Below are 24,310 nucleotides of genomic sequence, written 5' to 3' on the forward strand. Positions count from 1 at the left end.
GATTCATGATGAGCAGGCAAACTGCCAGGCGTGTCGTAATGCGCCGGGGGTGCAGTCGTCTGCAACAAACGGATCGCCGGGGGCGCGCAGCAGCACAAAGCGGAGGGTTCCGTCTTGCGTCTTTTTGTCGTGTTGCATGGCCTGGTGAAGCAGGTCGAAGCGGAGATGCGAAACGTCGGGACGCGGCAACCGCGTAATGAGCGCATCGAGACGATCGCGGTCGATGGCGTCGGGAAAGCGTTGATGCGAAAGGTAGAGGGCTGCACGCATGCCGATGGCCACCGCCTGTCCGTGGGCAATGGCACCGTATCCGGCTACGTGCTCAATGGCGTGTGCAAACGTATGTCCGAAGTTGAGCCAGGCCCGTCGCCCGGCCTCTCGCTCATCCTGCGCCACAATGTCCACCTTCACCTGCATGGCATTGCGAATCGCGGGAACGGTGGCTTCTAGATTGTGGTGCCCCAGAATATCGACAAGATGCGCTTCCAGATAATCGATGAGCTCCACATCGGCAATGAGAGCATGCTTTACCGCCTCGGCCATGCCGTTAACCCACTCCTTGGCAGGGAGGGTGAGTAAGGTTTCGGGATCGACCAATACAGCGTGCGGCTGGTAGAAGCTGCCAATCAGGTTCTTGCCTACGTCGTGGTTGATACCGGTTTTTCCGCCAATGGAGCTATCAACCTGGGCCAGTAGCGAGGTGGGTACATGCACGAGCGGAAGCCCGCGCAAGAGCGTGGCGGCGGCGAATCCGCCCAGATCGCCTACAACGCCTCCGCCGACCGTGCACACAGGCGTACTGCGTTCTATCCCCTGCGGAAGCAGTGTGTCGTACATCTGCTTGAGTTGACCGAGCGACTTGCTGGATTCACCCGGGGGAACGACCATCAGGTGGGGCGTCCATCCGTCTGATTCAAACGCGTGCAGCAGGGGAGAGCGATAGTGGGCAGCTACGTTTTCATCCGTCACAATGATGACGTCGGGGCCATTGAGGTTGAGGCGACGCAGTTCGGTAGGAACCGTCGCAAGCGCAACAAAACGAATCGGATACGTGCGCGAGTCAGTGCGCACAGAGAGAGGCGCGGGGCGAAGCGACATGAGCAGGTGCGGCAGCCGGGCAACACAGTGAGTCTCCATACAAAACCCCTGAGCCGTGAAGCACACAACTCAGGGGAGGGAGGCGGTCCGGACGGGACTCGAACCCGCGACCTCTGCCGTGACAGGGCAGCATTCTAACCAACTGAACTACCGGACCGTGCGTTATCGTATCTCAAAAAGGGTAACTACGGGGGTTTGTTCCTCTTGGGAAATCTAAGTTTCGGGGAAGCCGCCTGGTGGTGTGTTACACCTGAATGGTATGGTCCGAAATTGTCATCGCCAGGAGGGAGCCCTGCGACCGGCGTGGCGCCAGCGCTGCTCGCAATGACATGCTCAACGATTCTTTGTGTGGGCTCACTTAGCGGTATAACGTGTCAGTTTCCTTGGAGAGTGAAAACCCATTCTAAACAACATTACCAAAGACCGGGTGTAACTTTTAGCGCGGTTTAGCATTTCCGTACAGCAGACGTGTGTTTATTCCTTTTGCAGCAGTCCTCTTCTATTCATGACCGGTTCGTCTTCACGCACGGCTTGCCCGTATGTGCCCCACACCACGTACGAGACCCAATCGGCCCCCTCTCCGCTTCGCGTCTGCGTGATCGACTTAGGGACCAACTCGTTTCATGCGATCATTGTGGATGCCTATTCCAACGGGAGCTTCAAAGTCGTTGATCGCATGAAAGAAATGGTTCGCCTTGGCGAAGACGGACTGGCGGAGGGCCGTCTCACCGAGGCAGCTATGGAGCGCGGCATGAAGGCGCTAAAGCGCATTTACTTGCTGTCTCAAGGATGGGGCGCCCGGTCGTTCTTTGCTTGTGCTACCAGTGCAATCCGCGAAGCGTCTAACGGAGGCACGTTTATCGAGCGTGTACGGAACGAAATTGGACTGCGCATCGACCCGATTAGTGGTGCCCAAGAGGCGCATCTGATTTACGAGGGTGTGCGGCGGGCCGTTGACCTGCGGGTACCTTCCGTTGTGGTAGATATTGGCGGCGGCTCCGTTGAGTTTATCGTGTGTACGGGCGATACTGTGCACTACGCCACGAGTCTGAAGCTGGGCGCTGCTCGAATGACCGAGATGTTTGTTTCTAGCGACCCTATGTCGGATGCAGATGAGGAAGCGCTTCGCTCTCACTTCCGAACCGAAATGGAGCCGGTGCTCGAAGCGATCCGTGAGTACGGCGTGGTATCGCTTGTGGGCTCTTCGGGCACCGTGAAAAGCCTGGCGCGCGTGTGCTTAGACCGCCACAACCAGGCCGACACCTCCGTTTTCGAGGTGGATGTACCTATTCAGCCCTTCCGCGACACGCTGCGCTTTATTATGGATACGTCTGCGGAAGAGCGGGAAGCGCTTCCTGCCGTAGCCCTGAAGCGCGTCGGTCAGGTGGGAGCCGGAGCTGTATTACTCGATGTGCTGCTCGATGCGCACGACTTCCAAGAAATCCACGTGTCGGCGCACGCGCTGCGCGAGGGCATGGTGGTACAGTTTATCCAGGAAAACCACAAGCGGCTGCGTCGCATTGCTCCGTACGCCGATGTACGCCGCCGCAGCATCTATGAAGTTGGGTTCCGCTTTGGATGGGATGAGCAACACGCCCAGCATGTAGCCTCTACCGCTTTGTTTTTGTTTGACCTGTGCCAGCCGTGGTACGAGGGGCCTTCCACCGATCGGGAGCTTTTAGAGTACGCGGCGTTGCTGCATGACATAGGCTACTACATCAGCCACTCTGACCACCACCTGCACTCGCGCTACCTAATTCGTCATGCCGACTTGCGCGGCTTTTACAACGGTGAGGTGGATCTTATTTCGCTTGTGGCTCGCTATCACCGGTCGGAGCCCCCGTTGCCTTCACATCCACACTATGGGCGGCTGGTACCGAAGAACCAACAGCGCGTGCTCCAATTAGCCGCTCTCCTACGCATTGCCGAAGGGCTTGACCGCAGTCACTACCAAAACGTAATGGCGCTTACCCTTACGCCTAACGAGGAGGCGCTCGACATTGAGGTACGCACCAAAGGCGACCCGGAGTTAGAGGTATGGGCCGCCCAGGAAGCAAGCTCGTTGTTCGAGAAGGCGTTTGACCGTTCGGTACATGTTACGGGCGCTATGCAGTCCTCATCGAACGGCACACCCATCGATCCGTCAGCGATTACGCTCACGCACGCGGCCTCCGAGGCTCCAGATACGCAATAGCGTGTGCTACCCATTCGGTTTCAGGCGGACGAGATGCTTCAGGATCGACCGCGTGGTACTGTCGGGCATGCCATCGGCTTTTACACGAACATGATGCGCATCTTCCAATGCATCGGGCGCTTCATATCGGGCGGTAAGCATCTCAAAGTCCTCGGCCCGCGCATCCGATACCACGTGATCTTGCGCCGAGCGCTCTCCCAGGCGTTGCTTCAGCGCATCGTCAGACGCCGTAAGCTCAACCAGCACATGCGGAATGTTATGCTCGGCCAGATGCGTTCGAAGCGCATCGCGTTGGGTCTTTCGGCTGAAGGTGGCATCCAAGATGGTACCTTGCCCTTGCTTGGCATGGTCGATAGCGGCTTCACGGAGGGTGGTGTAGGTACGCTCTGTCATTTCGGTGCTATAGAGCGCAGCGCGCGTTTCCGCATCGGGCCGTTCATGCAGGGGAATGTCGGCCAGTTGTTTTCGGGTGGTATCGGAGGACACCACCGGCCAGCTTAGCGCATCGTGGAGGGCCTGCGCCTGCGTGCTCTTGCCCGTTCCGGCGCGTCCCATAACCACCACCACGAGGGGACGCGACCCGGCTGCCATGTAACGCAGCGCCCACTGATAAAAGTGACGGCTGTCGCGGATGCATGTGGTGCGCGCCTCGCCCGTAATGTCGTCATCGTCGAGTTTCATACCGTTGACTTTGCCGCGCACGAAGGCTCGATAGCTCTTGTAAAAGTCCGCCACACGAAGCAGATCTGGATCGTCGAGCGCCTCTGCCATCGCCTCCATGAAATAGCGTGCCAGGTCATGCTTGCCATTTACATCGAGCTCCATGGCTAGAAACGCCACATCGCTGGCGATATCGATATGGCGAAAACGTGTTGTGAACTCGATGCAATCGTAAATGCACACACGCTCGTTGCTCAGGTGCACATGCTCCAACCGCAAATCGCCATGGCCATCCACAATGCGTCCCTCAGCACGGCGGCGATGCAGAAGCCCTGCATGCTGATCCATGAACCGCTCGGCCGCATATTTCAACGCCTCGTAGGCTGGACGCGTAATAAGGTCGCCACGGTGCGGAACGGCCTGGTCAAAGTTTTCCCGAATGTTGGTCCAGATGTTAGGGATACGTCCATTTTCAGCAATTGCTGGCGACGAGGGCCGTTCACGGTAGAAGTCAGCCAGCGTTGTAACGACCCGGTCGATGTCTGTTTTTTCCAATCGGTCGGCTCGTAAGCGCGCATCCATGAACTGATCGGGATTCAGCATGCGCATCTTCACCGCTACATCTACGATGTTGGAGTCGTCTTCGAGACGAAGTCCGTTGGGTGTTGCCGAGATGGGCACCACGCCTTCGTAGATGTCTCCGCACAGACGTCCGTTCAGGCGAATTTCCTCCTCACAGAAATGACGGCGCTTCTCGATCGTCGAAAAATCCAGAAACCCCAAGTCTACCGATTTTTTGATCTTGTACACATATGGAGGCGCCAGCGCCACATAGGAGATGTGAGTCTGTACGACCTCTATATGTTCAGGGGAATATGGATATGTGGTTTCGTCTTCAAGCGCCAAGCGTAAGTCGCGTCCGGTCGGCGCCGTAGCAATGGAGGAAGAAGGCATCAATAGGTCTGGATTAGTAGGAATACAGACTAGCCCCACTTTCACGATTTTCGAGGTTATTTGTTCATTGAACAATCATGAGGCGGTTTGCACTGCGTCAACGTCACCGCACCACGGTCACGCGCTGGGTTTCGGTGTGACTGCCCGTCTGCATCCGCAGGAAGTACGTGCCACTCGACAGGCGGCTTACGTCCAGCATCTGCTCGGTGCGCCCGTCTTGCTCGCCATCTATCACCGTTTGCACGCGGCGGCCCAGCATGTCGTACAGGTCGATGCGCACGGCTTGCCGTTCCGGCACCGCAAAGCGCACCGTGGCATGCCCGCGCACCGGGTTCGGGTACGTGGGGAGCAGTTCGGCCTGGGTCACCTGCCGCGCAATCGTCACCGTCTCGCTCAAGGAGGCGATGCCGTCGGTATCAATCTGGCGGAGGCGGTAGCTTAGGCTGTCCGCGGCGTACGGCAGCTGCGCATCCTCGAACCGGTAGGATTGCGGTTCGTCGGTGGTGCCCGCGCCATCAAGGGTACCGACGGTCTCCCATGATTTTTCCGTAGAGACGTCCCGGCGGGACGTCTCTACCGGGGACCCGGTGATGCGCTGTACTTCAAACTCGGCGTTGTTGGTCTCCGAGGTGGTTTCCCACTGCAAGGTGGTTTCGTCATCGTCGAGGGTGGCTCCAAAAGCGCTAAGCTCCACCGGCAGCGGATTGCTGGGATCGCTGCTTCCAATCGCAAACTGGCTGAAGCCGGTCAGGTCTTGCACGGCCACCAGGGCCCGGTCTTCATCCAGCACCAGCGTGCCGCCCAGATTGGTAACTTCGTTCCACGTCTGTCCGTCGTCGGATTTGTAGAGCGTGAGCGTCTCAAAGTCCTCGATACCGCCCAGGTCCTCGGTAGAGAGCAGCAGGTCGTAGCTGGGGGCTTCGGAGAGCCCGGATGTGACCGTCCACGTAAACGGCGCAACGTTATCGGGCAGCTCGCCCATCGGGTCGGCGGGGGCTTCGCTCGTGCGGTCGAAGGTGAGGCCGCCATCGGTGGCGCTGTTTTCGCGCAGCAGCACGAGCCCTTCGAATCCGGTCGGATCGACGTATCCAACCAGCCCCGTCGCATCAGCGATATCATTGTCGGTGGTTGCGATGTCGCTGAACGCGAAGGCGCCCAGGTCAGGCTTAGCGCCGAAGAGGCGGTCGTTGCCGGCGAGGTCGGAGGTTATGTCTTCAGCAGGGCCCCCGGACTCGAACGGTTCCATCGTGCCGCGTGCGATCGCGGGGGAGCCGGCGGTGAGGCGTACATCGCCGGCATCGGCATCCACAAACTGCGGATCGGTGTCAAGGATGTCCCCGTCTAGAATAACCGTGATACCACCGTCTTGATCTGTGATTCCATCGCCGGTAGCATCCTGCACGAGGGTGTTTTGGAGGATGAGAGTGGCTCCGTCGTTTAAGAGGCTGTTGACCTGGTCATTCCCCCACACGATTGTGTTCGTAATTTCTAGTGTGTTTCGTGCCCCCTCGTTGTAGATCGCTCCACCTTCCGGGATTCCAGATGCTGCAATGTTGCCGGTGAAGGTTGCGTTGGTGATCTGCGGACTGCTTGTGTCACCGCTATCCTCGTTATAATTGTAGATTGCCCCACCACCGAATACTGCAGTGTTGTCGGTGAAGGTTGCGTTGGTGATTTGCAGACTGATCGTACCCCCATCCCTGCCATCGTTGTAGATCGCCCCTCCAAAGTTTGCGAAGTTGCTTGTGAAGGTAAGACGGTTTAGCGACGGACTGCATATATTGCCGTTGCCGCGGCCATCACAGTACAGTCCACCACCGGAATTGTTAGGGAGCGACCCGTCGACAGCACGGCCACCGGTCACGGTCACGCCATCGAGCACTGTAGCCTCGGTAATGTTCGCCGTGATATTGGCACCGATTCGATCTCCTCCATTCAGGACAAGCACGTGGTAGGCATTACCGGAGTCATCGTTTTCGTCATCGTTGAGGTTGCCCGAGAGGATGGTTTCATGAACCGATAGCTTACGGCTGTCGAGTTGGCTCTGGACATCGTCAATATCTGCAAACTGCTCGTTGCCTTCCCATCCGCCGTAGATCTTCAGTCCGTCCTGTTCGCCCGTGACCTCGAAAGTCGCTGCACGTTCATCGCTATCACCATTCAGCGGTTTGCTGGGCACGTATGTCCCTTCCGCAATTACGATGACATCACCGCCCTCGGCTTTGTCTAATGCCTCTTGCAGGTCGGCGAACGCATCGTCAAAGGAGGAGCCATCATTGTTTCCCCCGGTAATATTGGCATCGACATGATAGATTGGGCCGGTGTACACGCCACGCTCGTAGGCCCCGAGGCTGATGGCGCCGTTCTGCAAGCGGGGCTCGCCCAACAGGTCGGTATCAAGGTTCGAGGGAAAGATGAAAAAGTTAGTCCCGGCATCAAGGGCCGGGGAGTCCCGTTGGAGGCGCAATCCGTCATCCACAGTGCCGAACGCGCCATCAGGACCTACAGGACGGTCTGAGTCGGCAAACAGCGGATCTTCTTCAATAATGCGCCCCCCATCCTCATTGTCATCTCCACCAACACCATCTCCATTTACTCCACCGTCTATCAGCGTAAAGCTGACCGTAGAACGGACGTCTCTGGAGTTGAAAATTTCACTTCCTCTGTTACCAGCATTGTTATTCCATAAGATGCTATTGATGATTTCTATTTCACATTTTCGGCCTCGTAATGAACAAGCATTGTAGATCGCACCGCCATCAGAATTAGCAACATTGGCCGTAAAAGTTGTGTTTGAAATTAGTAATAGGCCTCTTGACATATTATTGTAGATTGCACCACCTTGGGAATCGGAAGAGTTGTTGGTAAAGACCACGTTTGCGATTTGAGGGATGCTTCCACCGCGTCGTCCTCCATTATTGTAGAGCGCGCCTCCGCGCAGAGCTGAGTTGCCAGAAAAGGTCGTACTTATGATATGCGGACTGCTTACGCTGTCACTATCTCCATCGTTGTAAAGTCCTCCACCTGATCTGTTCGCAGTATTTCCTCTAAAGTGGAAGTTTGATATTACCGGGCTACACATATTGCTATCGCGTGATCCGTCACAATACGCTCCACCGCCATTTTCGCCCTGTCCTCCGGTAATCACAAGTCCGTCGAGCACGGTGTCGGTCGTGATATTCCCGCCAGAGGTGCCATCGAAATAGAGAACCGTGAAGCTGTTACCACCGACGATATCTTCAGCGTCTTCGGTGATGCTATCTGTATTGGTGTCGTCCTCGTCGTTGATATCGCCGGAGAGAACGGTAGGGTTGCCTCCAAGGTCGCGGTCACCGAGTTTGCTTTCTATATCGCTAATATCGGAGAACGATTCGATGCCTGCCCACCCGCCATAGACCCGAAGCCCATCCTGTGCACCGGTAATCTCAAAGCGAGCATCGCGGTCGTTCTCATCGTCGGTCGGCAGGTAGCGCCCGGCAGCAATTACAATCACGTCATTGCCATCAGCTTGGCCCAGCGCACCTTGCAAAGAGATCGCATCGCTGTCGGCAAACGAAGATCCGTCATTGCTCGCCTCGCCCGTTTCGGTGACGTGATAAATGGTCTGCGCCTGTGCAGAGGAGGCAGCCCCCCAGGGAACAAGTAGCGCGAGGACCAGCGCCACAACAAGGCGCAGGCAAATGGAAGGAGAAACGAACGTGTAGTTATGGTAGCGAGCAGACATAGAACCTTTAGCGCACGTGGATTGCAGACAACGATTCGCCCAACCATCTGCAAGCGCAGATAAGTAGAGCAGAAGCACTATCTATGTACAGCTAATAGGTGTCATCCGCTTGTCTATGCGTCTCAATCCCTTGTCTATTTGTGTCAAATGACGTCTCAATAGCCGGTTTAGGCCGTTGGGGACATTCTGTGAAGGGAAAGCCACGGTGCGCGTCCTGAACAACCTCGGTCTCCGGACTGCAGCTTACGCACTCTTAAATCATAGCCCGGAAGTCGATCTAGTGGGCATAAACCCAAACAGACCTGACAGGTCTTCAAAACCTGTCAGGTCGTTGGATGGGCGTATCTATCTATGTAAGCACCCGCTACCGCACCACGGTCACGCGCTGCGTTTCGGTGTGGCCGGGGGTCTGCATGCGCAGAAAGTACGTGCCACTCGACAGGCGGCTTACGTCAAGCATCTGCTCGGTGCGCCCGTCTTGCTCGCCATCCACCACCGTTTGTACCCGTCGGCCCAGCACGTCGTACAGGTCGATGCGCACCACTTGCCGCTCGGGCACCGCAAAGCGCACCGTGGCTTGCCCGCGCACCGGGTTCGGATACGTGGGCAGCAGCTCTGCCTGATTCACCTGCCGCGCTACAACGACCGCTTCGCTGAACGATTCGGTGCCGTCGGTATCGAGCTGGCGGAGGCGGTAGCTGAGGCTATCCGCCGCGTACGGAAGCTGGGTGTCCTCGAAGCGGTAGGATTGCGGTTCGTCGGTGGTACCCGCACCGTTCAGGGTAGCGAGAGTTTGCCAGGTAGAGACGTCCGACCCGGACGTCTCCATTACAGATCCATTCACCGACCCAACCGCGCGCTGCACCTCGAATCCGGCGTTGTTGGTTTCGGAGAGGGTCTGCCATTGCAGCATCGCGGACTCGCCGTTGAGGGCGGCTTCGAATCCGGCCAACTCGACCGGGAGCGGGTTGTCGGCGGCGCTACTGGCGATCGCAAACTGGCTAAAGCCGGTCAGGTCCTGCACCGCCACCAGCGCACGGTCTTCATCCAGCACCAGGCTTGCACCGGTAAATGTGTCGACGGCGTCCCACGTTTGTCCGCCATCTTCAGATTTGTAGAGCGTGAGCGCGTCGAAATCACTAATACCGCCCAGATCTGCTGTGGAGAGCAGGAGGTCGTAGCTGGGGGCGTTGTCGAGGCTCGAGGTGACCGTCCACGTAAACGGCGCGACGTTCCCCTCCAATTCGCTATTGGGATCCTCCGGCTGCTCGTCAATACGCTCGAACGCAAGCCCGCCATTGGCCGCGCTGTTCTCACGAAGCAGCACGAGTCCCTCGAAGCCGGTCGGCTCCAGGTAGCCAAGCAGCCCAGCGGCGTCGGCGATGTCGTCGTCTGTGGTTGCGATGTCGTTAAACGTGAAGGCGCCCAGGTCCGGCTTAGCGCCGAAGAGGCGGTTGTCGCCTGCAATGTCAGTTGTGATGCCGTCCGCAATGCCACCGGATTCGAAGGGGGCGAACGTGCCACGCGCAATCGCGGGGGAGCCGCCTGTGAGGCGCACATCGCCTGCGTCGGTATCGGCGAAGAGCGGATCGGCGTCGAGATTAGTGCTTTGTCCGAAATCTACCGCGTATCCGTCTGCATCCAGAAACAGGGCAGTACCGCCGTCTTCATTTACGATTCCATCCCCTGTAGCTTCTTGCATGAGCGTATTTTGGAGACGAACGGTGGTGTTATTCTGGTTTCTGATCTGGTTAATACTTCCATCTAATCCTGCATTGCCCCACAACACACTATTGGTGAGCGTGAGATCTACCTCGCCATCGCCATCAGTGAGGCTTAAGACAGCGCTTCCTAAGTTAGGCGCTATGTTGCCTGTGAAGGTGGTATTCACGAACGACGGTGCGCTGCGTCCCACATCCGAGGCGATGATAGCTCCTCCGCCTCCAAAAAACCCACCGGTGTTGGCGGAGATGACGGCGTTGGTGATGGTGGGGCTGGCAGATCCAAAGATCGCTATTCCTCCGCCACCAAACTGACTGTTGTTGCGTGTGACAACGATATCAGTTAGGTGAGCCTGTGGAGTCGGATCATCAGCTTCAGAGGCGATGCCCAGTCCCCCGCCGGGTTGGGAGCTTCCTTCGTTGCCTATAAGCAGGAGATTCGAAAGGCGAGGCGCACACGGGTTATCACCTCCGTTGCAAAAAAGACCCGCTCCGAGGCGTAGGGTGCCATCTCCACCTGTGCCCGAAAGATTGCCCCCGGTTAGCACAACCCCGTCGACAACGGTAGCCGGCGTAATGCCATCCGGAGCATTGCGTCCGTCGAGGAGAAGCACATTGTGACTATTCGTATCGGCTGTGTCATCGGGGTCTTCAATGATCCCGTCGCTTCCGGTTGTACTGCTGCCGCTGATGTCTCCGGAAAGCACAGTGCGCGTGTTGGTAAGGTCCCGGCTGCTCAGTTCAGCGCGGACGGCGTCGGGATCGGCAAAGGTTTGGGTGCCGCTCCAGCCGCCATAGACTTCTATCCCTTCGTTATCCGCATCGATCAGGAAGGGCGTTGCACGCTCTGATTCGGTGATATTTGAGGGGTCGGCTGGTGTGATGGGCGTGTACACGCCTTCTGCTATGGCAATCACGTCGCCTGCACGAGCCAGTCGAAGGGCCGGAGCTGGACTACGCAGAGCGTCGTCAAAAGAGGATCCATCGCCAGCACCGGTTGCATCGGCTTTTACGTAGAATATGGGGCCGCTATGCAAGGTGGATTCGTACGCGCCAATATTGACGGTGCCCTGTTGAATTCGGTCATCGCCGAGCAGATCTGTTGTTATCGTCGCTGCTACACCGCTGCCTTCAAACGGTGTGTTGGTGCCCGCGTCTGTTAGAGGTGCATTACTGGCAAATCGCAACCCGTCTGTTTGTGTACCGATCTGCCCATCCTGGCCGCCCGGGTTCTCGATACCAACAAGTTTGGGGTCGTCATCGAGCACCGTGTCGCATGTGGCATCGCCACCGGGGCATCCCCCTTCAGCAAGCACATGCTGAAACGAAGGAACGCCGCTTCCGGGATCATCGATTTCAGCACCGAACGGATCTGACGTGTTGTTCCAGAAAAGCGTGTTGACATACGACGGTGCCATGGTTGCATCGGTGTTTACGCCCTCGTGGTAGGCCACGCCGCCGTCGTCCGTCGCCTGATTATTGACCACGTGTGCGTTAACGACCTGCGAGGTAACCGTGCCGCCTGCTATGGCACGCTTATAAAATGCGCCTCCCCGTTGGTTGGCTGCATTCGATGCAAATACAGCATTCACCCATACAGGAGCTGTAATACCTCCTGTGGATGCAGTTGCGTACAGCCCGCCCCCTTCTTCGGCCTCGTTTTCAGTCACAATCACATTGGAGAGAAACGGGGCCGCAGTGCCAAGAAAGCTGTCGATATAGACTCCTCCACCGTTGATCGCTGAGTTCTGGGTGATACGCAGGTTTCGAAGCGTTGGACGTGCATCATTGGTTAGGCTCGCCAGGTGTATTCCGCCCCCCGCATCCGACGAGTCCCCAGCATCGGCCTGATCGTCGTTCGCATTGCCATCGCGGATGGTGAACCCATCCATCACCGTGTTTGCGGTGATCGAGTTGCTCGTGGCCCGTATCACAACGACGTTGTAGCTGTTCTCGGTGTTGGCGCTATCGTCATCGTCAATGTTGCCTGAGAGGATGGTTTCGTTCTCGGCCAGGTCGCGAGTATCCAGTGCGGCTTCTACATCAGACCTCTCATCAAAGAGTTCGCTTCCACTAAAGCCCCCGTAGATGTTGAGCCCGTCTTGGTCACCGGTGATCTCGAAGCGAGCATCGCGGTCAGAAGCGTCGCCTGTTGGTACATAGGTACCGGCGGCAACTACGATGATGTCGTCGCCATTTGCCTTGTTTAGGGCGTCTTCCATGTTGGTGAAGGCATCATCGAATGAGGTGCCGTCGTTATCTTCACCATTACCCTCTGCATCCACGTAGTAGATCGAGGGCACCGACAGTCCATATTCCCCGAAGCTTGTCTGATCTGAGAGCGTAGCTGTGGTAGCCGTGATGTCCCCATCGGCATTTCGACTTGTCCAGTCGGCCTCCGGGCCCGAGCGGCCCAGCAGACTAATCTCACCGGGGGAAGGCACGGTGACGTCGCCGTACGTCAGTTCTAGATCGGCGGATACGTTGCTACCGGAGGTGGTATTGAGAGCGCCCCACACCAAGTTGGCCCGCTCGGCAGACAGGCCCGGAAGCGCGTCGTGGCTGACAACTGCTGCATCGGCATCACCGTAGCGGTAGAGCGTGAGGCGGTCGGTGGTGCTGGTTACTGTAGCGGTGAGCGACTGTCCGTCGGCTCCGATGGTCCCGGCCGTTCCGGGTGCGACCACGATGCTTTCTTGCCCTAGGGGGGCGCCGCTATCGGTCCACTGCGGGTCGCCCTCGAACGAGGCGTTTCGCCCACTGGCCAGGTCATATGCAGTAGTGCCATCGTGGTCAGCGTCAAAACGCTGTTCGGTCTGGGCTGCGTCAAAACGGTACGAAGTAACCAAGCCTGGCATATCTGTCGAAATTGTCTGGTGCATCGTGGCCTGAATCTGATCTTCGCCACGTGCATCATTCCATATGCGCAGCTCATCGAGCGCGCCGTCGAGGTAGCGACTGCCGCCCCACCGCCCGATCTGGAGTTGGTCGCTCTGGTCTCCCGCAAACGCATCCGCGCTACGGGTCCCATCCAGTTCTCCGTCGAGGTAGATGCGCTGCTCCTCATTGGCGGCGTCGTAGACAAATGCGGCGTGGTGCCAGCGCTCCTCCTCCAGCGACGCGCTCCCTTCCAGATCGTTACTGAAGAACCCCATATGCAGCGTGGAGCCCCGCGTAGTCAGATGCAACACCTGATTCGCTCCGGGGCTGGAGTCCCCGTGGCCCAGAATCGGATTATCACCGGTGAGGTCATCGATCCGGATCCAGGCTTCGACGGTAAAGCTGGCGCCAACTAGTCCCACGTCTTCAGCCGAGCCGTCCATGCGTAGGTAGTCATCGGTGCCGTCGAAGGAAAGCGCAGTGCTGGAGCCGTAGGGTGCTTCGAGCAGGGCCCAGTCGACGATGGCATCGCTCGGGTCTGTGCCGTCGACACCGCCATCATCGACGGTGTAGCTATTCGTGTTAAGCTCGGCAGTCAGGTTAAGCAGGCCCGGGTCGGCGGAGGCGCCGCGTTCATAGTCGATGCGTACCGTTGCAGTGCCTCCCGCCAAGACATCTACCGTCCAGGTATCGCCATCGCTGTTCACATCCCCATCGCCTGAGTCGTCTATGGCGGAGACGCCGGGAGGCAGATTCCCCAGATCGACCTCGGCACCGGACACGCCAATGCCCGTATTGGATAATTCAAACGTGCCGGTTTCTACGCCCGAGCGGGCCACCAGGCGCAGTTGAGCCTCGTTGTTGATCCCTCGCTCATAAGCTCCGACGCTGACCGTCCCGTTCTGGATACGGGCCTCGCCCAAGAGGTCGGTTTCTATGTCTTCGGCAATACCGCCTGTTTCGAACGGCGTGTTGTCTCCCGCATCCAGTGCAGGTGAGCTAGTCAGCAAAAGCAGTCCGTTGCCTGCTGGGTCATTCACATTCACAAAGTCCGGATTGGCGTTGGAGCCGAGGTTGTTGCCACCGTCGACATTGGTACCTCCACCAACACCGGGGCCGTCTACGCCACCCTCAATGAGCGTGTAACTGAGTGTGGCCTCGCCAGCGCTGTTGAATATCTCATCGCCACTGGTATTGGCGTTGTTGCCCCACAGGATGCTGTTCGTAATCTGCGGGCTACTCTCGCCTGTTTCGTCAGGGTCGTTTATGTTGCCATCGTTGAAGATCGCGCCGCCTCTGACGTCTGCGCTATTGCCCGTGATGGTGACGTTCGTGATCTGCGGTCTGCTCTTTCCGTTAAATCCATTGTTGTAGATTGCGCCACCGCGGTCTGCGGAGTTGCCGGTGAAAGTGGCATTGGTGATCTGCGGGCTGCTCTCTCCTCCAGATGCGCCACTGTTGAAGATCGCGCCGCCATTTATGTTTGCGCTGTTACCGATAAAGCGGATGTTGGATATTATGGGGTTACATATGTTACCACTCAGGTTTCCGTCACAAAATACACCGCCTCCGCGAGCAGTTTCGAAAGTGTGGCCACTGGCCTGCCCCCCAGTAATAACAAGTCCGTCGAGCACGGTGTCCGTTGTGATGTTCCCGCCGGACCTGCCATTTAGGTACACCACGTTGTAGATGTTGTCGCCATTGATGTCTGCAGCGTCTTCAGTGATGCCGCTGGTGTTCGTATTGTCGTTGTTGTCGATATCGCCCGAGAGGACGACAGGGTTGGTTGCCAAGTCGCGACTCGCGAGTTGATTTTCCACATCGTTAATGCCGGTAAACGACTCTACGCCGCTCCATCCGCCATAGATCTTGAGTCCATCCTGTGCACCGGTGATCTCAAAGCGCGCATCGCGGTCGTTCTCATCGTCGGTCGGCAGGTAGCGTCCGGCAGCAATGACGATGACATCATCACCGGTGGCATTGCTTAGCGCGCCTTGCAAAGAGAGCGCATCCTCATTGGCAAACGAGGAGCCGTCGTTGCTCGCGTCGCCGGTCTCGGTGACGTGGTAGACCGTCTGCGCGTGGGCGGAGCCAACTGCTCCCCATGAAAAAAGCAGCACAGCTACGCTTACAAGCAGCACATTCATGGGGAGAGAGGGCGTGTTCCAGTAACGAGTCGGCATGATATTCACATCAAAGAGTATAGAAAAGAAGAGTCAGCAGCCTTGGATGAAGCAGTTGGACTTCATCCACAGGACATGCTCTGACTTGTAGGGGATGGCAGCATATCTACCGCACCACCGTCACTCGCTGCGTTTCGGTGTGGCCGCTTGTTTGCATGCGCAAGAAATACGTGCCGCTCGACAGACGACTCACATCGAGTTGGGCTTCCGTGCGGCCCTTCGCATCGGTGTGCACCACCGTTTGCACCCGTCGGCCCAGGAGGTCGTACAGGTCGATGCGTACGGCCTGCCGCCCCGGCACTGCAAAGCGGATGGTGGCCTGGCTACGCGCCGGGTTCGGATACGTGGGGAGCAGCTCGGCCTGGGCCACCTGCCGCGCAATCGTCACTGACTCACTGAAGGAGGCGGTGCCGTCGGTATCAATCTGGCGCAGGCGGTAGCTTAGGCTGTCTGCTGCGTACGGTAGGTGCGCATCCTCGAACCGGTAGGACTGCGGTTCGTCGGTGGTGCCCGCCCCGTCGAGGGTGGCGAGGGTCTGCCATGACCCATCAGCAACGCGCTGCACCTCGAACCCGGCGTTGTTGGTTTCGGAGAGGGTCTGCCATTGCAGCGTTACCGATTCGGTGCCGGCGTGCTGCGCTTCGAATCCGGCCAGCTCCACCGGCAGCGGATTGCTGGGGTCGCTGCTTCCAATGGCAAACTGGCTGAAGCCGGTCAGGTCTTGCACCGCCACCAGGTCGCGGTCGTCATCCAGCACCAGCGTGCCGCCCAGAGCCGTGACGTCGTCCCACGTCTGTCCGTCGTCGGATTTGTAGAGCGTGAGCGTCTCGAAGTCCTCGATACCGCCCAGATCTTCGGTAGAGAGCAGAAGGTCGTAGCTGGGAGCGGTGTCGAGCCCGGATGTGACCGTCCACGTAAACGGCGCGACGTTATCAGGCAACTCGCCGCTCGGATCATTGGGGGCCTCGCCCGTGCGGTCGAAAGCAAGCCCGCCATTGGCCGCGCTGTTTTCGCGCAGCAGCACGAGCCCGTCGAAGCCGGTTGGCTCCAGGTAGCCAAGCAGCCCAGCGGCGTCGGCGATGTCGTTGTCTGTGGTTGCGATGTCGTTAAACGTGAAGGCGCCCAGGTCCGGCTTAGCGCCGAAGAGGCGGTTATCGCCCGCAATGTCAGTTGTGATGCCGTCCGCGACGCCACCGGATGCGAACGGTGCGAACGTGCCGCGCGCAATCGCGGGGGAGCCGGCAGTGAGGCGTACATCGCCGGCGTCGGCATCGGCGAAGAGCGGATCGGCGTCGAGGTTGTTTCCGCCGTCGGTCGTCGACGAGCCGTCATTTTCGCTGATGCCCGCGAGGCCGCCCTCGATGAGCGTGTGCGCGAGGGTGGGCGTGGCGTCTCTGTTGTAGATCTCGGTGCCATCGTCGTTGGCGTCATTCCCCCACAGGATCGTGTTCGTAATTTGCGGGCTGCTCGTGCCGCCATTTCTGCCGTCGTTGTAGATCGTCCCGCCCTCGTCTGTGGTGTTGCCGGTGAAGGTCGCGTTTGTAATCACCGGGCTGCTTGTCCCACTGCTGCCAAAGTTGTAGATCGCCCCGCCGTGGTTTTCTGACGTGTTACTGACGAAGACAACATTCGTAATCTGTGGGCTGCTTGTGCCACCATCGGAGCCATAGTTGAAGATCGCCCCACCAGCGATGATTGCAGAGTTGCTGGTGAAGGTGATCTCAGTAAGCGCCGGGCTACACGCGTTGCCGGTGCCCTGACCGTCGCAGTAAAGCCCGCCACCCGCGCCTGTTTGAGCGGTGAGTTCGCTCGCTCGACCGCCGCTGACGGTAACCCCATCCAGCACTGTCTCGGTCGTGATGTTTGCGTTTATATCTGCGCCAATCGCACCGCCCCCGTTAAAGACGAGGACGTGGTAGGCGTTGCCGGAGTCATCATTTTCGTCGTCGTTGAGGTTGCCGGAGAGGATGGTTGCGTTAGCGGATAGGTTGCGGCTGTCCAGCGCGTCTTCCACCTCCGACACGTCGCTGAACGTTTCGCTTCCGCTCCACCCCCCGTAGATTTTGAGTCCGTCCTGTTCGCCGGTCACCTCAAACGTGGCCGAGCGGGCACTGCCAGCAGAGAGCTCGCGGCTGGGCAGGTAGGTGCCTGCTGCAATGAGAATCACGTCGCCGCTGAAGGCTGTGCTCAGCGCATCTTCCAGGTCGGGGTAGGCATCGCTCCATGAGGAGCCGGTGTCTTCGCCCGAGGCCGAAGCATCCACGTACAGGATGCTGGGGGCGTTATCGTAGAGCGCAACCTCTTGGGGGGCGGTCTGGCCGTCAAGCGTGAATGTCTCGCCCGAGGGCGCTTCATCACGGTTGCTCCACGGCTGCGCCGGACCCGGACGCTCCGCGAGGCCCACCGTGCTGGGGTTGGGCACGGTCACATCGCTATAACTAAGGGTCAGATCCGCCGTCGCCGTGTTGCTGGGGTCGATGTTGCCCGGCACCGCGCCCCACACGAGATTCGTCCGCTCAGTTTCTCCTTGTGGCAAGGCGTCTCCGTCGAACACATCGGCGGTGGCGTCGCCATAGCGGTAGAGGGTGAAGCGCTCGGTGGTGCTCGTTACGGTCGCGGTGAGGGCTTGCCCATCGGTTCCGATGGTTCCTTCGGTTTCCGGAGCGACCACGACACTTTCCTGCCCGAGCGGCGCGCCGCTGGCAACCCACTGCGGATCGCCTTCAAATGTGGCGTTGCGTCCGCCGGTCAGGTCGTACGCGGTGGGGCCATCGTGATCTGCGTCGAAGCGCTGATCCGCCTGTGCGGCATCGAAGCGATACGAAGCGACCAACTCCGGCGTATCAGTTGGGATGGTCTGGTGCATCGTCGCCTGAATGTCGGCTTCGGTGCGCGCCTCCGTCCACATCCGCAGCTCGTCGAGTGCTACCGGAAGGCGTTCGCTGCCGCCCCTCCGCTGCGCGAAAGACCACGCGTCGTTGTTGACGTTGAGCGTGCCTACGTCCGTACGCTCGTCTTGCAGTACGCCGTCGAGGTAGACCTGCTGGACACTGTTACCGTTGTAGGTCACGGCCACGTGCTGCCACGTGTCAAACGCCACGTCCGCGGCGTACGTGTTGTCATTGGCCCAGTGGGCGACCTCAATGGATTGATCCGTGACCGCAATGCCGAGCAGGCGATTCTCCGACTGCGATTCCGGGCCTTTCCAGAGGTACCAGCCCTGCCGATCCGCGCCCGAGGCGCTGCCATCGACTTTCGCCCAGAAGGCGATTGTCCACGGCGCGTTGCCGGAGAGGTCAGGATGGGCTTCGGCTGTGGCCCCGTCATTGGTGCCGTCGAAGGCGAGGGCGGTGCCCGAGCCGTAAGGCGCTTCGAGCAGGGCCCAATCGGATGTAGTGTCGCTCGGATCGGTGACATCGGTGCCGCCGCCCTCAATCGAGTAGCTATCGGTGTCGAGCGTGGCGGTCAGATCGAGCAGGCCGGGGTCGGCGGAGGCATCGCGCTCGTAGGTGACGCGCACAGTGGCGGTGCCCTCTGAAGACACATCTACCGTCCAGGTGCCATCGCTGACGGTGCCATCGCCCGTCGCTTCTACGACCGTGGTACTGGAAGGAAGCCCGAGAGCAACCGCCGCCCCTGTGACGCCTAATCGCCCTGTATTTTCCAGCGTCACGGTGTTGGATACAGTGCCAGATGAGGCGCGAAGGGTAAGCTCCGCTGCAGAAAGACTACGCTCATACGCGCCGAGGCTCACGGTGCCTTCTTGGATGCGGTCTTCGCCCAACAGGTCGGTGTCGATACCTGTGGGCAGGGCGCTGTTGTCCCCTGCGTTGAGCGCGGGTGAGGCGAACTCCAAACGGAGTCCGTCATCCTCAGTGCCGAAGACGCCATCGCTTCCCGCCGGGTTATCTGCATCCACAAAGTCCGGGTCGGCGGCGATGTTGGTCCCATCGCATGATGCATTTGTAATGCTTCCGCATCCACCCTCGATGAGCGTGTGCGCGAGGATGGGCGTGGCTTCTCTGTTGTAGATCTCGTTGCCATCATTGGCGTCATTCCCCCACAGGATGCTATTCGTAATCTGTGGGCTGCTCGTGCCATCGGAGCCGTTGTTGTAGATCGCCCCACCGCGGTCTGCGGAGTTGCCGGTGAAAGTGGCATTTGTGATCTGCGGGCTGCTCTCTCCTCCCAATTCGCCAATGTTGAAAATCGCGCCGCCTCTATTTCTTGTGTTACTGCCGCTTGCACTGTTGCCAGTGAAGGTGGCATTCGTGATCTGCGGGTTGCTCGTTCCGCCAAAGGAACCATTGTTGTAGATCGCGCCCCCATTACCAGAAGCAGTGTTGCCAATAAAGCGGATATTGGATATCACGGGGCTACATTCGTTTCCGCTGTCACCGCCGTTACAAAATGCACCACCGCCGCGTGAAGCTTCGGCACCGCTGCCACCACTGGCTTGTCCTCCGGTAATCACGAGCCCGTCGAGCACGGTATCGGTTGTGATATTCCCGCCCGTCGTACCATCAAGGTACACCACCGTTTTGCTATTTGCGCCGTTGATGTCGTCGGCCTCTTCGGTGATCCCCTGGGCGTTGGTGTCGTCGTTACCTTCGATGTCTCCAGAGAGCACTGTGAGATTTTCTTCCTGCCCCCGATTGGACCGTTGATCCTCCACATCGTCGATATCTGAAAACGACTCATCGCCGCTCCATCCGCCATAGATCTTGAGTCCGTCCTGCGCGCCGCTGATCTCAAAGCGTGCGTCGCGGTCGGATTCGTCATCAGTTGGCAGATAGCGCCCGGTGGCAATCACAATCACATCGTTCCCCGTGGCGCGGTTGAGTGCATCCTGTAGATCCGTAAACGCGTCGTCGAACGACGAGCCGTCGTTTTCGCCGGCTGCAGCGCTTGCATTCACGTAGTAGATCGGACCGGAGTACGAAGCATCGCGCTCATACGCGCCGAGGCTCACGGTGCCGTTCTGGATGCGGTCTTCGCCCAGCAGATCGGTGTCGATGCCCGTAGGCAGGGCGCTGTTGTCGCCTGCGTTGAGCGCGGGAGAGCCGAACTCCAAACGGAGTCCGTCATCCTCAGTGCCGAAGGCACCATCGCTTCCCGCTGGATCGCTTGCATCTGCAAAGAGTGGATCGGCGTCGAGGTTATTCCCGCTGTCGTCGTTGTCATCACCACTAACGCCCAACCCGTTAACGCCGCCCTCAATGAGCGTGTGTGCAAGCGTAGGCGTGGCATTGCTGTTGTAAATCTCGGCGCCATCCCCCAGGGCGGTGTTGCCCCAAAGAATGGTGTTGGTGACTTCAGGGGTGCTCGTGCCACTGAACCCACTGTTATAGAGTGCACCGCCGTCCATCTCGGCGGTGTTGCCAATGAAGGTTGTGTTTGTAATGCGCGGGCTACTCACACCGCCATCTCCACTGTTAAACACCGCGCCCCCTTCGTCTGCAGAGTTCTCGGTGAAGACGCTGTTTGTGATTTCTGGATTGCTCGTGCCGCTACTAAGTGCCCAATTGAAGATGGCACCGCCGCTGTCACTGGCAGTGTTGCCGCTAAAAACTGAACCGGTGACTTGCGGGCTGCTTATACCGTTGAGACCGCTGTTGAAGATTGCGCCGCCAGATCCTGCGGAGTTACCTGTGAAGACTGTGCTGGCAATGCCTGGGTTACTCGCACCAAAGAGACCATTATTATAGATCCCGCCGCCGCGTTCATCGGCAGTGTTGTTAATAAAATGAGCGTTGGTAAGCGTGGGACTACAGATGTTACGTTCACCATCACAGTACAGCCCACCTCCGCGGCCATTACCGTTAGCAGAAGACCCGTTGGCGTTGCCGCCGGTTACGGTCACGCCATCCAGCAGAGTGGACTCGGTTATACCATCAGCAGCGTCAGCGCCAATTCCTTCGCCCCCGTTGAACACAAGCACATGGTAGGCATTGCCGTTGGCTGTGCCACTATTGTTAAGATCGCCAGAGAGGATGGTCTCGTTGGTCTTCAGTTCACGACCGTCCAGCGCGTTCTCCACCTCTGACACATCGCTAAACGTTTCGCTTCCGCTCCAGCCGCCGTAGATCTTCAGACCGTCCTGCGCGCCGGTGACTTCGAACGTAGCGGTGCGGGGATTGCTGGCATCGAGGCGGGCGCTGGGCGTATAGGTGCCCGCCGCAATCACGATGACGTCGCTTCCCGTGGCATTGCTTAGCGCGCCTTGCAAGGAGAGCGCATCGCCGTTGGCAAACGAGGAGCCGTCGTTGCTCGCGTCGCCGGTCTCCGTGACATGGTAGACCGTCTGTGCGTGAATCGTACCAGCTGTGCCAAGAGTAGCCCCTAAGAGAACAAAGAGCGCGAGCGCGGCAGCAGCGAAAAGGCGCAGATAAATAGAACGGGAGCTGGTGGAGGGGGTGCAGTAGCAAGGAGACATAATCGGTTCAGCACACGTAGATCGTAGGACAGCAATCGGCCCGACTCATCCACTGGCGCAGACGGTAGAGCGTAGAAGGCTCTTCTATATACTGCTTTTGGATGTCATCCGCTTGTCTATTCGTCTCAATCCCTTGTCTATTTGTGTCAATTTCTGTCTCAAGCAGGTAAAACAGGTGTTTTTTGTGCTTCTGTGAAGAAGTCGTCTCTAAACACAGCTGGCGCTCCGGTCCCGAACTGCGCGTTGTTTGTTGGATACAGCTTGTGTCCGCGCCCCCCGTTTCGTATCCCTCTCACGACGTTCCTGACGTATGCCCGACCTGCTCTGTGTAAGCGACATCCATAGCGACCGTAGCGCAGCCCGCCGTCTCGTAGCCCGTGCGTCGGAGGTAGACATTGTTGTGGGCGCTGGCGATTTCTGCGATATGCGGCGCGGGCTCGATCGCACCATCGGCATTCTTTCGGAGATCGATACGCCCACGGTGCTCGTGCCCGGCAACGCGGAAAGCGTGGAGGAACTACAGCAAGCGTGTGCCAATTGGGAGGCGGCCCACGTATTGCATGGCAGCGGCGTGACGCTGCAGGGCGTTCCGTTCTATGGCATCGGCGGCGGCATTCCGGTGACGCCCTTCGGTGCATGGAGTTGGGATTTTACCGAACAGCAGGCCACGGCTCTGCTGGCTGATTGTCCGGACAACGCAGTGCTGGTGTCGCACTCCCCTCCGAAAGGCGCTGCCGACCGCGACTCTCGCGGACGCTCACTCGGCAGCACGGCCCTGCGCGATTCGATCCGACGCACCACGCCACGCCTGGTGGTGTGCGGGCACATCCACGGAAGCTGGAACACCGAAGAGCACATTGGGGACACGCCCGTGCTAAACGCGGGCCCCGAGGGGCATGTGCGGGCGGTGTAGGATGTTGTCACCGATCGGCTTTAGTGCTGCACGTAGAGGTCAAAGGTCCCCAACAGAGTGCAATGGGGCAATCTCTTTGATGTCGACTCGGACGCATCACTTGTTGGGTTTAATCGGTATCCACGTGTTATAGGGATCAGCACGGAGGATGCCCCGTGCCTACCTGATGTTCGCTATCCGGCAAAACATTCCCTCGCTCTGTTACTCCATGCCCCGACTATTTCCGCAGACTGCCGCTCTCCCCGAGGCGCTTGGGTTTCGAACAGGAAACAAAGGCGTTCATAACAGCCGGACGCTCACATTGAAAGACCTCACCACGTTGCTTCAACATCTTCCTGCCGACGCTCCAAATGCTGCATATCGGGCGGCTGCTGAAGAGGAGAATGTGTTGGCCAAGAAAACGGCGTCGACCCGGCACTATGTCGTCCAGCGGCTGTCGCAGTTGTATGGACTGGATCCATCGATTCCGCTCTTTCGGACGTTCCGGGCCTTATGGGGGGAGTCAGATGAGGGTCGCCCCTTGCTTGCTCTGCTGCTGGCACTGGCGCGGGACCCTATTCTTCGTACTACCGCTCCCTCTATTCTTAGCATGGACCTTGGAGATACCCTTGATAAGGACAAACTTTCGGAAACGATCAAAGAAGTCGAAGGAGAGCGCTTTAACGCAACAAGCGTTCAGAAAATCACGCAGATGAGCGCGTCGTCGTGGACGCAGTCGGGTCACTTGAAGGGACGCTCCAACAAAATTCGGCAGCGCCCTACCTGCACGGCAACAACGACTGCGTATGCCTTACTGCTTGGATACATGGCGGGGTTGCGGGGGCAGCTTCTCTTCGATACCTTGTGGGTTGAGGCGCTTGCCGCTCCTGAGTACGAAGTCCATGAGTATGCCCGCCATGCATCACGACGAGGACTCCTCACCTATCGCAATGCTGGTGGTATTATCGAAGTAGACTTTTCCCCTATTCTGATCTCCGAAGAAGCCGAGCGTATCCGTGAGCAAAGTTGATGATCTACTTACTCAGTACCGGAAAACTGTTGATCTGCCCTGGAAACAGCGCCTTGCAGGTGCTCAGAAAGTATGGTTTGTGGTGTATGAGCCGTCGTACGAACGCGAAATGCGGGCTCGTATCGGAGAGTTCAAGTTAGCTACGAACCAAGCCGGGCATGCTTGGAAGCGCGTCGACGTCACGGCTGCATTTCCTACGTGGATGGCCGAGCATCCGTACCGCGATGCCTACTTCGAGGACCCCAGCGACCTTGAGTGGAGCCTGGAAGACTTCACGCGTGAAGTGGCATCATCTATACAGGCTGTGCTCCAAGAGACGGATGAACAGACCGTCGTTGCGGTTACAGGAATCGGAACGCTTTTCGGACTTACGTACGTTTCGGAGATCCTCGACGCCGTAAACGATGAAATCGACGGGCGACTGGCGGTCTTTTTTCCGGGTCGGCACCACAACAACACCTACCGTCTGCTTGATGCCCGCGACGGATGGGACTACCTGGCTATGCCGATTAAGCCGGAGCCGAGCTGATTTTTAAAT

Annotated in this window: 9 protein-coding genes and 1 tRNA gene; 4 read left to right on the forward strand and 6 right to left on the reverse strand. The window is 58.5% G+C overall.

The window, feature by feature from the left end:
• Window positions 1-3: 3 nt before the first annotated feature.
• The gene (gene aroB, locus ACZ5AL_RS08335; protein WP_464509910.1) at window positions 4-1,098 is read right to left on the reverse strand and encodes a 3-dehydroquinate synthase; all 1,095 of its coding nucleotides are present in this window, start codon (window positions 1,096-1,098) and stop codon (window positions 4-6) included.
• 83 nt (window positions 1,099-1,181) lie between these two features.
• Window positions 1,182-1,255 (reverse strand) — tRNA-Asp (locus ACZ5AL_RS08340).
• Window positions 1,256-1,603: 348 nt separating this feature from the next.
• Here ACZ5AL_RS08340 and ACZ5AL_RS08345 point away from each other — a divergent pair.
• Window positions 1,604-3,292 carry a Ppx/GppA phosphatase family protein gene (locus ACZ5AL_RS08345; RefSeq protein ID WP_464509911.1) on the forward strand — a complete coding sequence of 563 codons (1,689 nt, stop codon included), beginning with the start codon at window positions 1,604-1,606 and terminating at the stop codon, window positions 3,290-3,292.
• Window positions 3,293-3,298: 6 nt separating this feature from the next.
• On the opposite strand, the gene ACZ5AL_RS08350 is transcribed toward ACZ5AL_RS08345, so the two are convergent.
• From ACZ5AL_RS08350 to ACZ5AL_RS08365, 4 genes are all read right to left on the reverse strand, one after another.
• A complete protein-coding gene (locus ACZ5AL_RS08350) occupies window positions 3,299-4,906 on the reverse strand; it encodes a bifunctional aminoglycoside phosphotransferase/ATP-binding protein (protein ID WP_464509912.1) in 1,608 nt (535 codons plus the stop codon).
• Between the two features lie 103 nt (window positions 4,907-5,009).
• On the reverse strand, window positions 5,010-8,630 hold the full coding sequence (locus tag ACZ5AL_RS08355; RefSeq protein ID WP_464509913.1) for a T9SS type A sorting domain-containing protein: 3,621 nt from the start codon (window positions 8,628-8,630) through the stop codon (window positions 5,010-5,012).
• A gap of 364 nt (window positions 8,631-8,994) precedes the next feature.
• A complete protein-coding gene (locus ACZ5AL_RS08360; RefSeq protein ID WP_464509914.1) occupies window positions 8,995-15,378 on the reverse strand; it encodes a T9SS type A sorting domain-containing protein in 6,384 nt (2,127 codons plus the stop codon).
• Between the two features lie 142 nt (window positions 15,379-15,520).
• On the reverse strand, window positions 15,521-21,850 hold the full coding sequence (locus ACZ5AL_RS08365) for a T9SS type A sorting domain-containing protein (protein ID WP_464509915.1): 6,330 nt from the start codon (window positions 21,848-21,850) through the stop codon (window positions 15,521-15,523).
• Window positions 21,851-22,160: 310 nt separating this feature from the next.
• On the opposite strand from ACZ5AL_RS08365, the gene ACZ5AL_RS08370 reads away from it, so the two are divergent.
• From ACZ5AL_RS08370 to ACZ5AL_RS08380, 3 genes are all read left to right on the forward strand, one after another.
• Window positions 22,161-22,763: a metallophosphoesterase family protein gene (locus ACZ5AL_RS08370; RefSeq protein WP_464509916.1), complete on the forward strand. Its 603-nt coding sequence runs from the start codon at window positions 22,161-22,163 to the stop codon at window positions 22,761-22,763.
• A gap of 208 nt (window positions 22,764-22,971) precedes the next feature.
• The gene (locus ACZ5AL_RS08375) at window positions 22,972-23,772 is read left to right on the forward strand and encodes a hypothetical protein (RefSeq protein ID WP_464509917.1); all 801 of its coding nucleotides are present in this window, start codon (window positions 22,972-22,974) and stop codon (window positions 23,770-23,772) included.
• Window positions 23,759-24,301 carry a BREX protein BrxB domain-containing protein gene (locus ACZ5AL_RS08380; protein ID WP_464509918.1) on the forward strand — a complete coding sequence of 181 codons (543 nt, stop codon included), beginning with the start codon at window positions 23,759-23,761 and terminating at the stop codon, window positions 24,299-24,301. Before ACZ5AL_RS08375 ends, ACZ5AL_RS08380 begins: the two co-directional genes overlap by 14 nt.
• Window positions 24,302-24,310 lie beyond the last annotated feature (9 nt).

This window comes from Natronotalea proteinilytica (assembly GCF_055379935.1).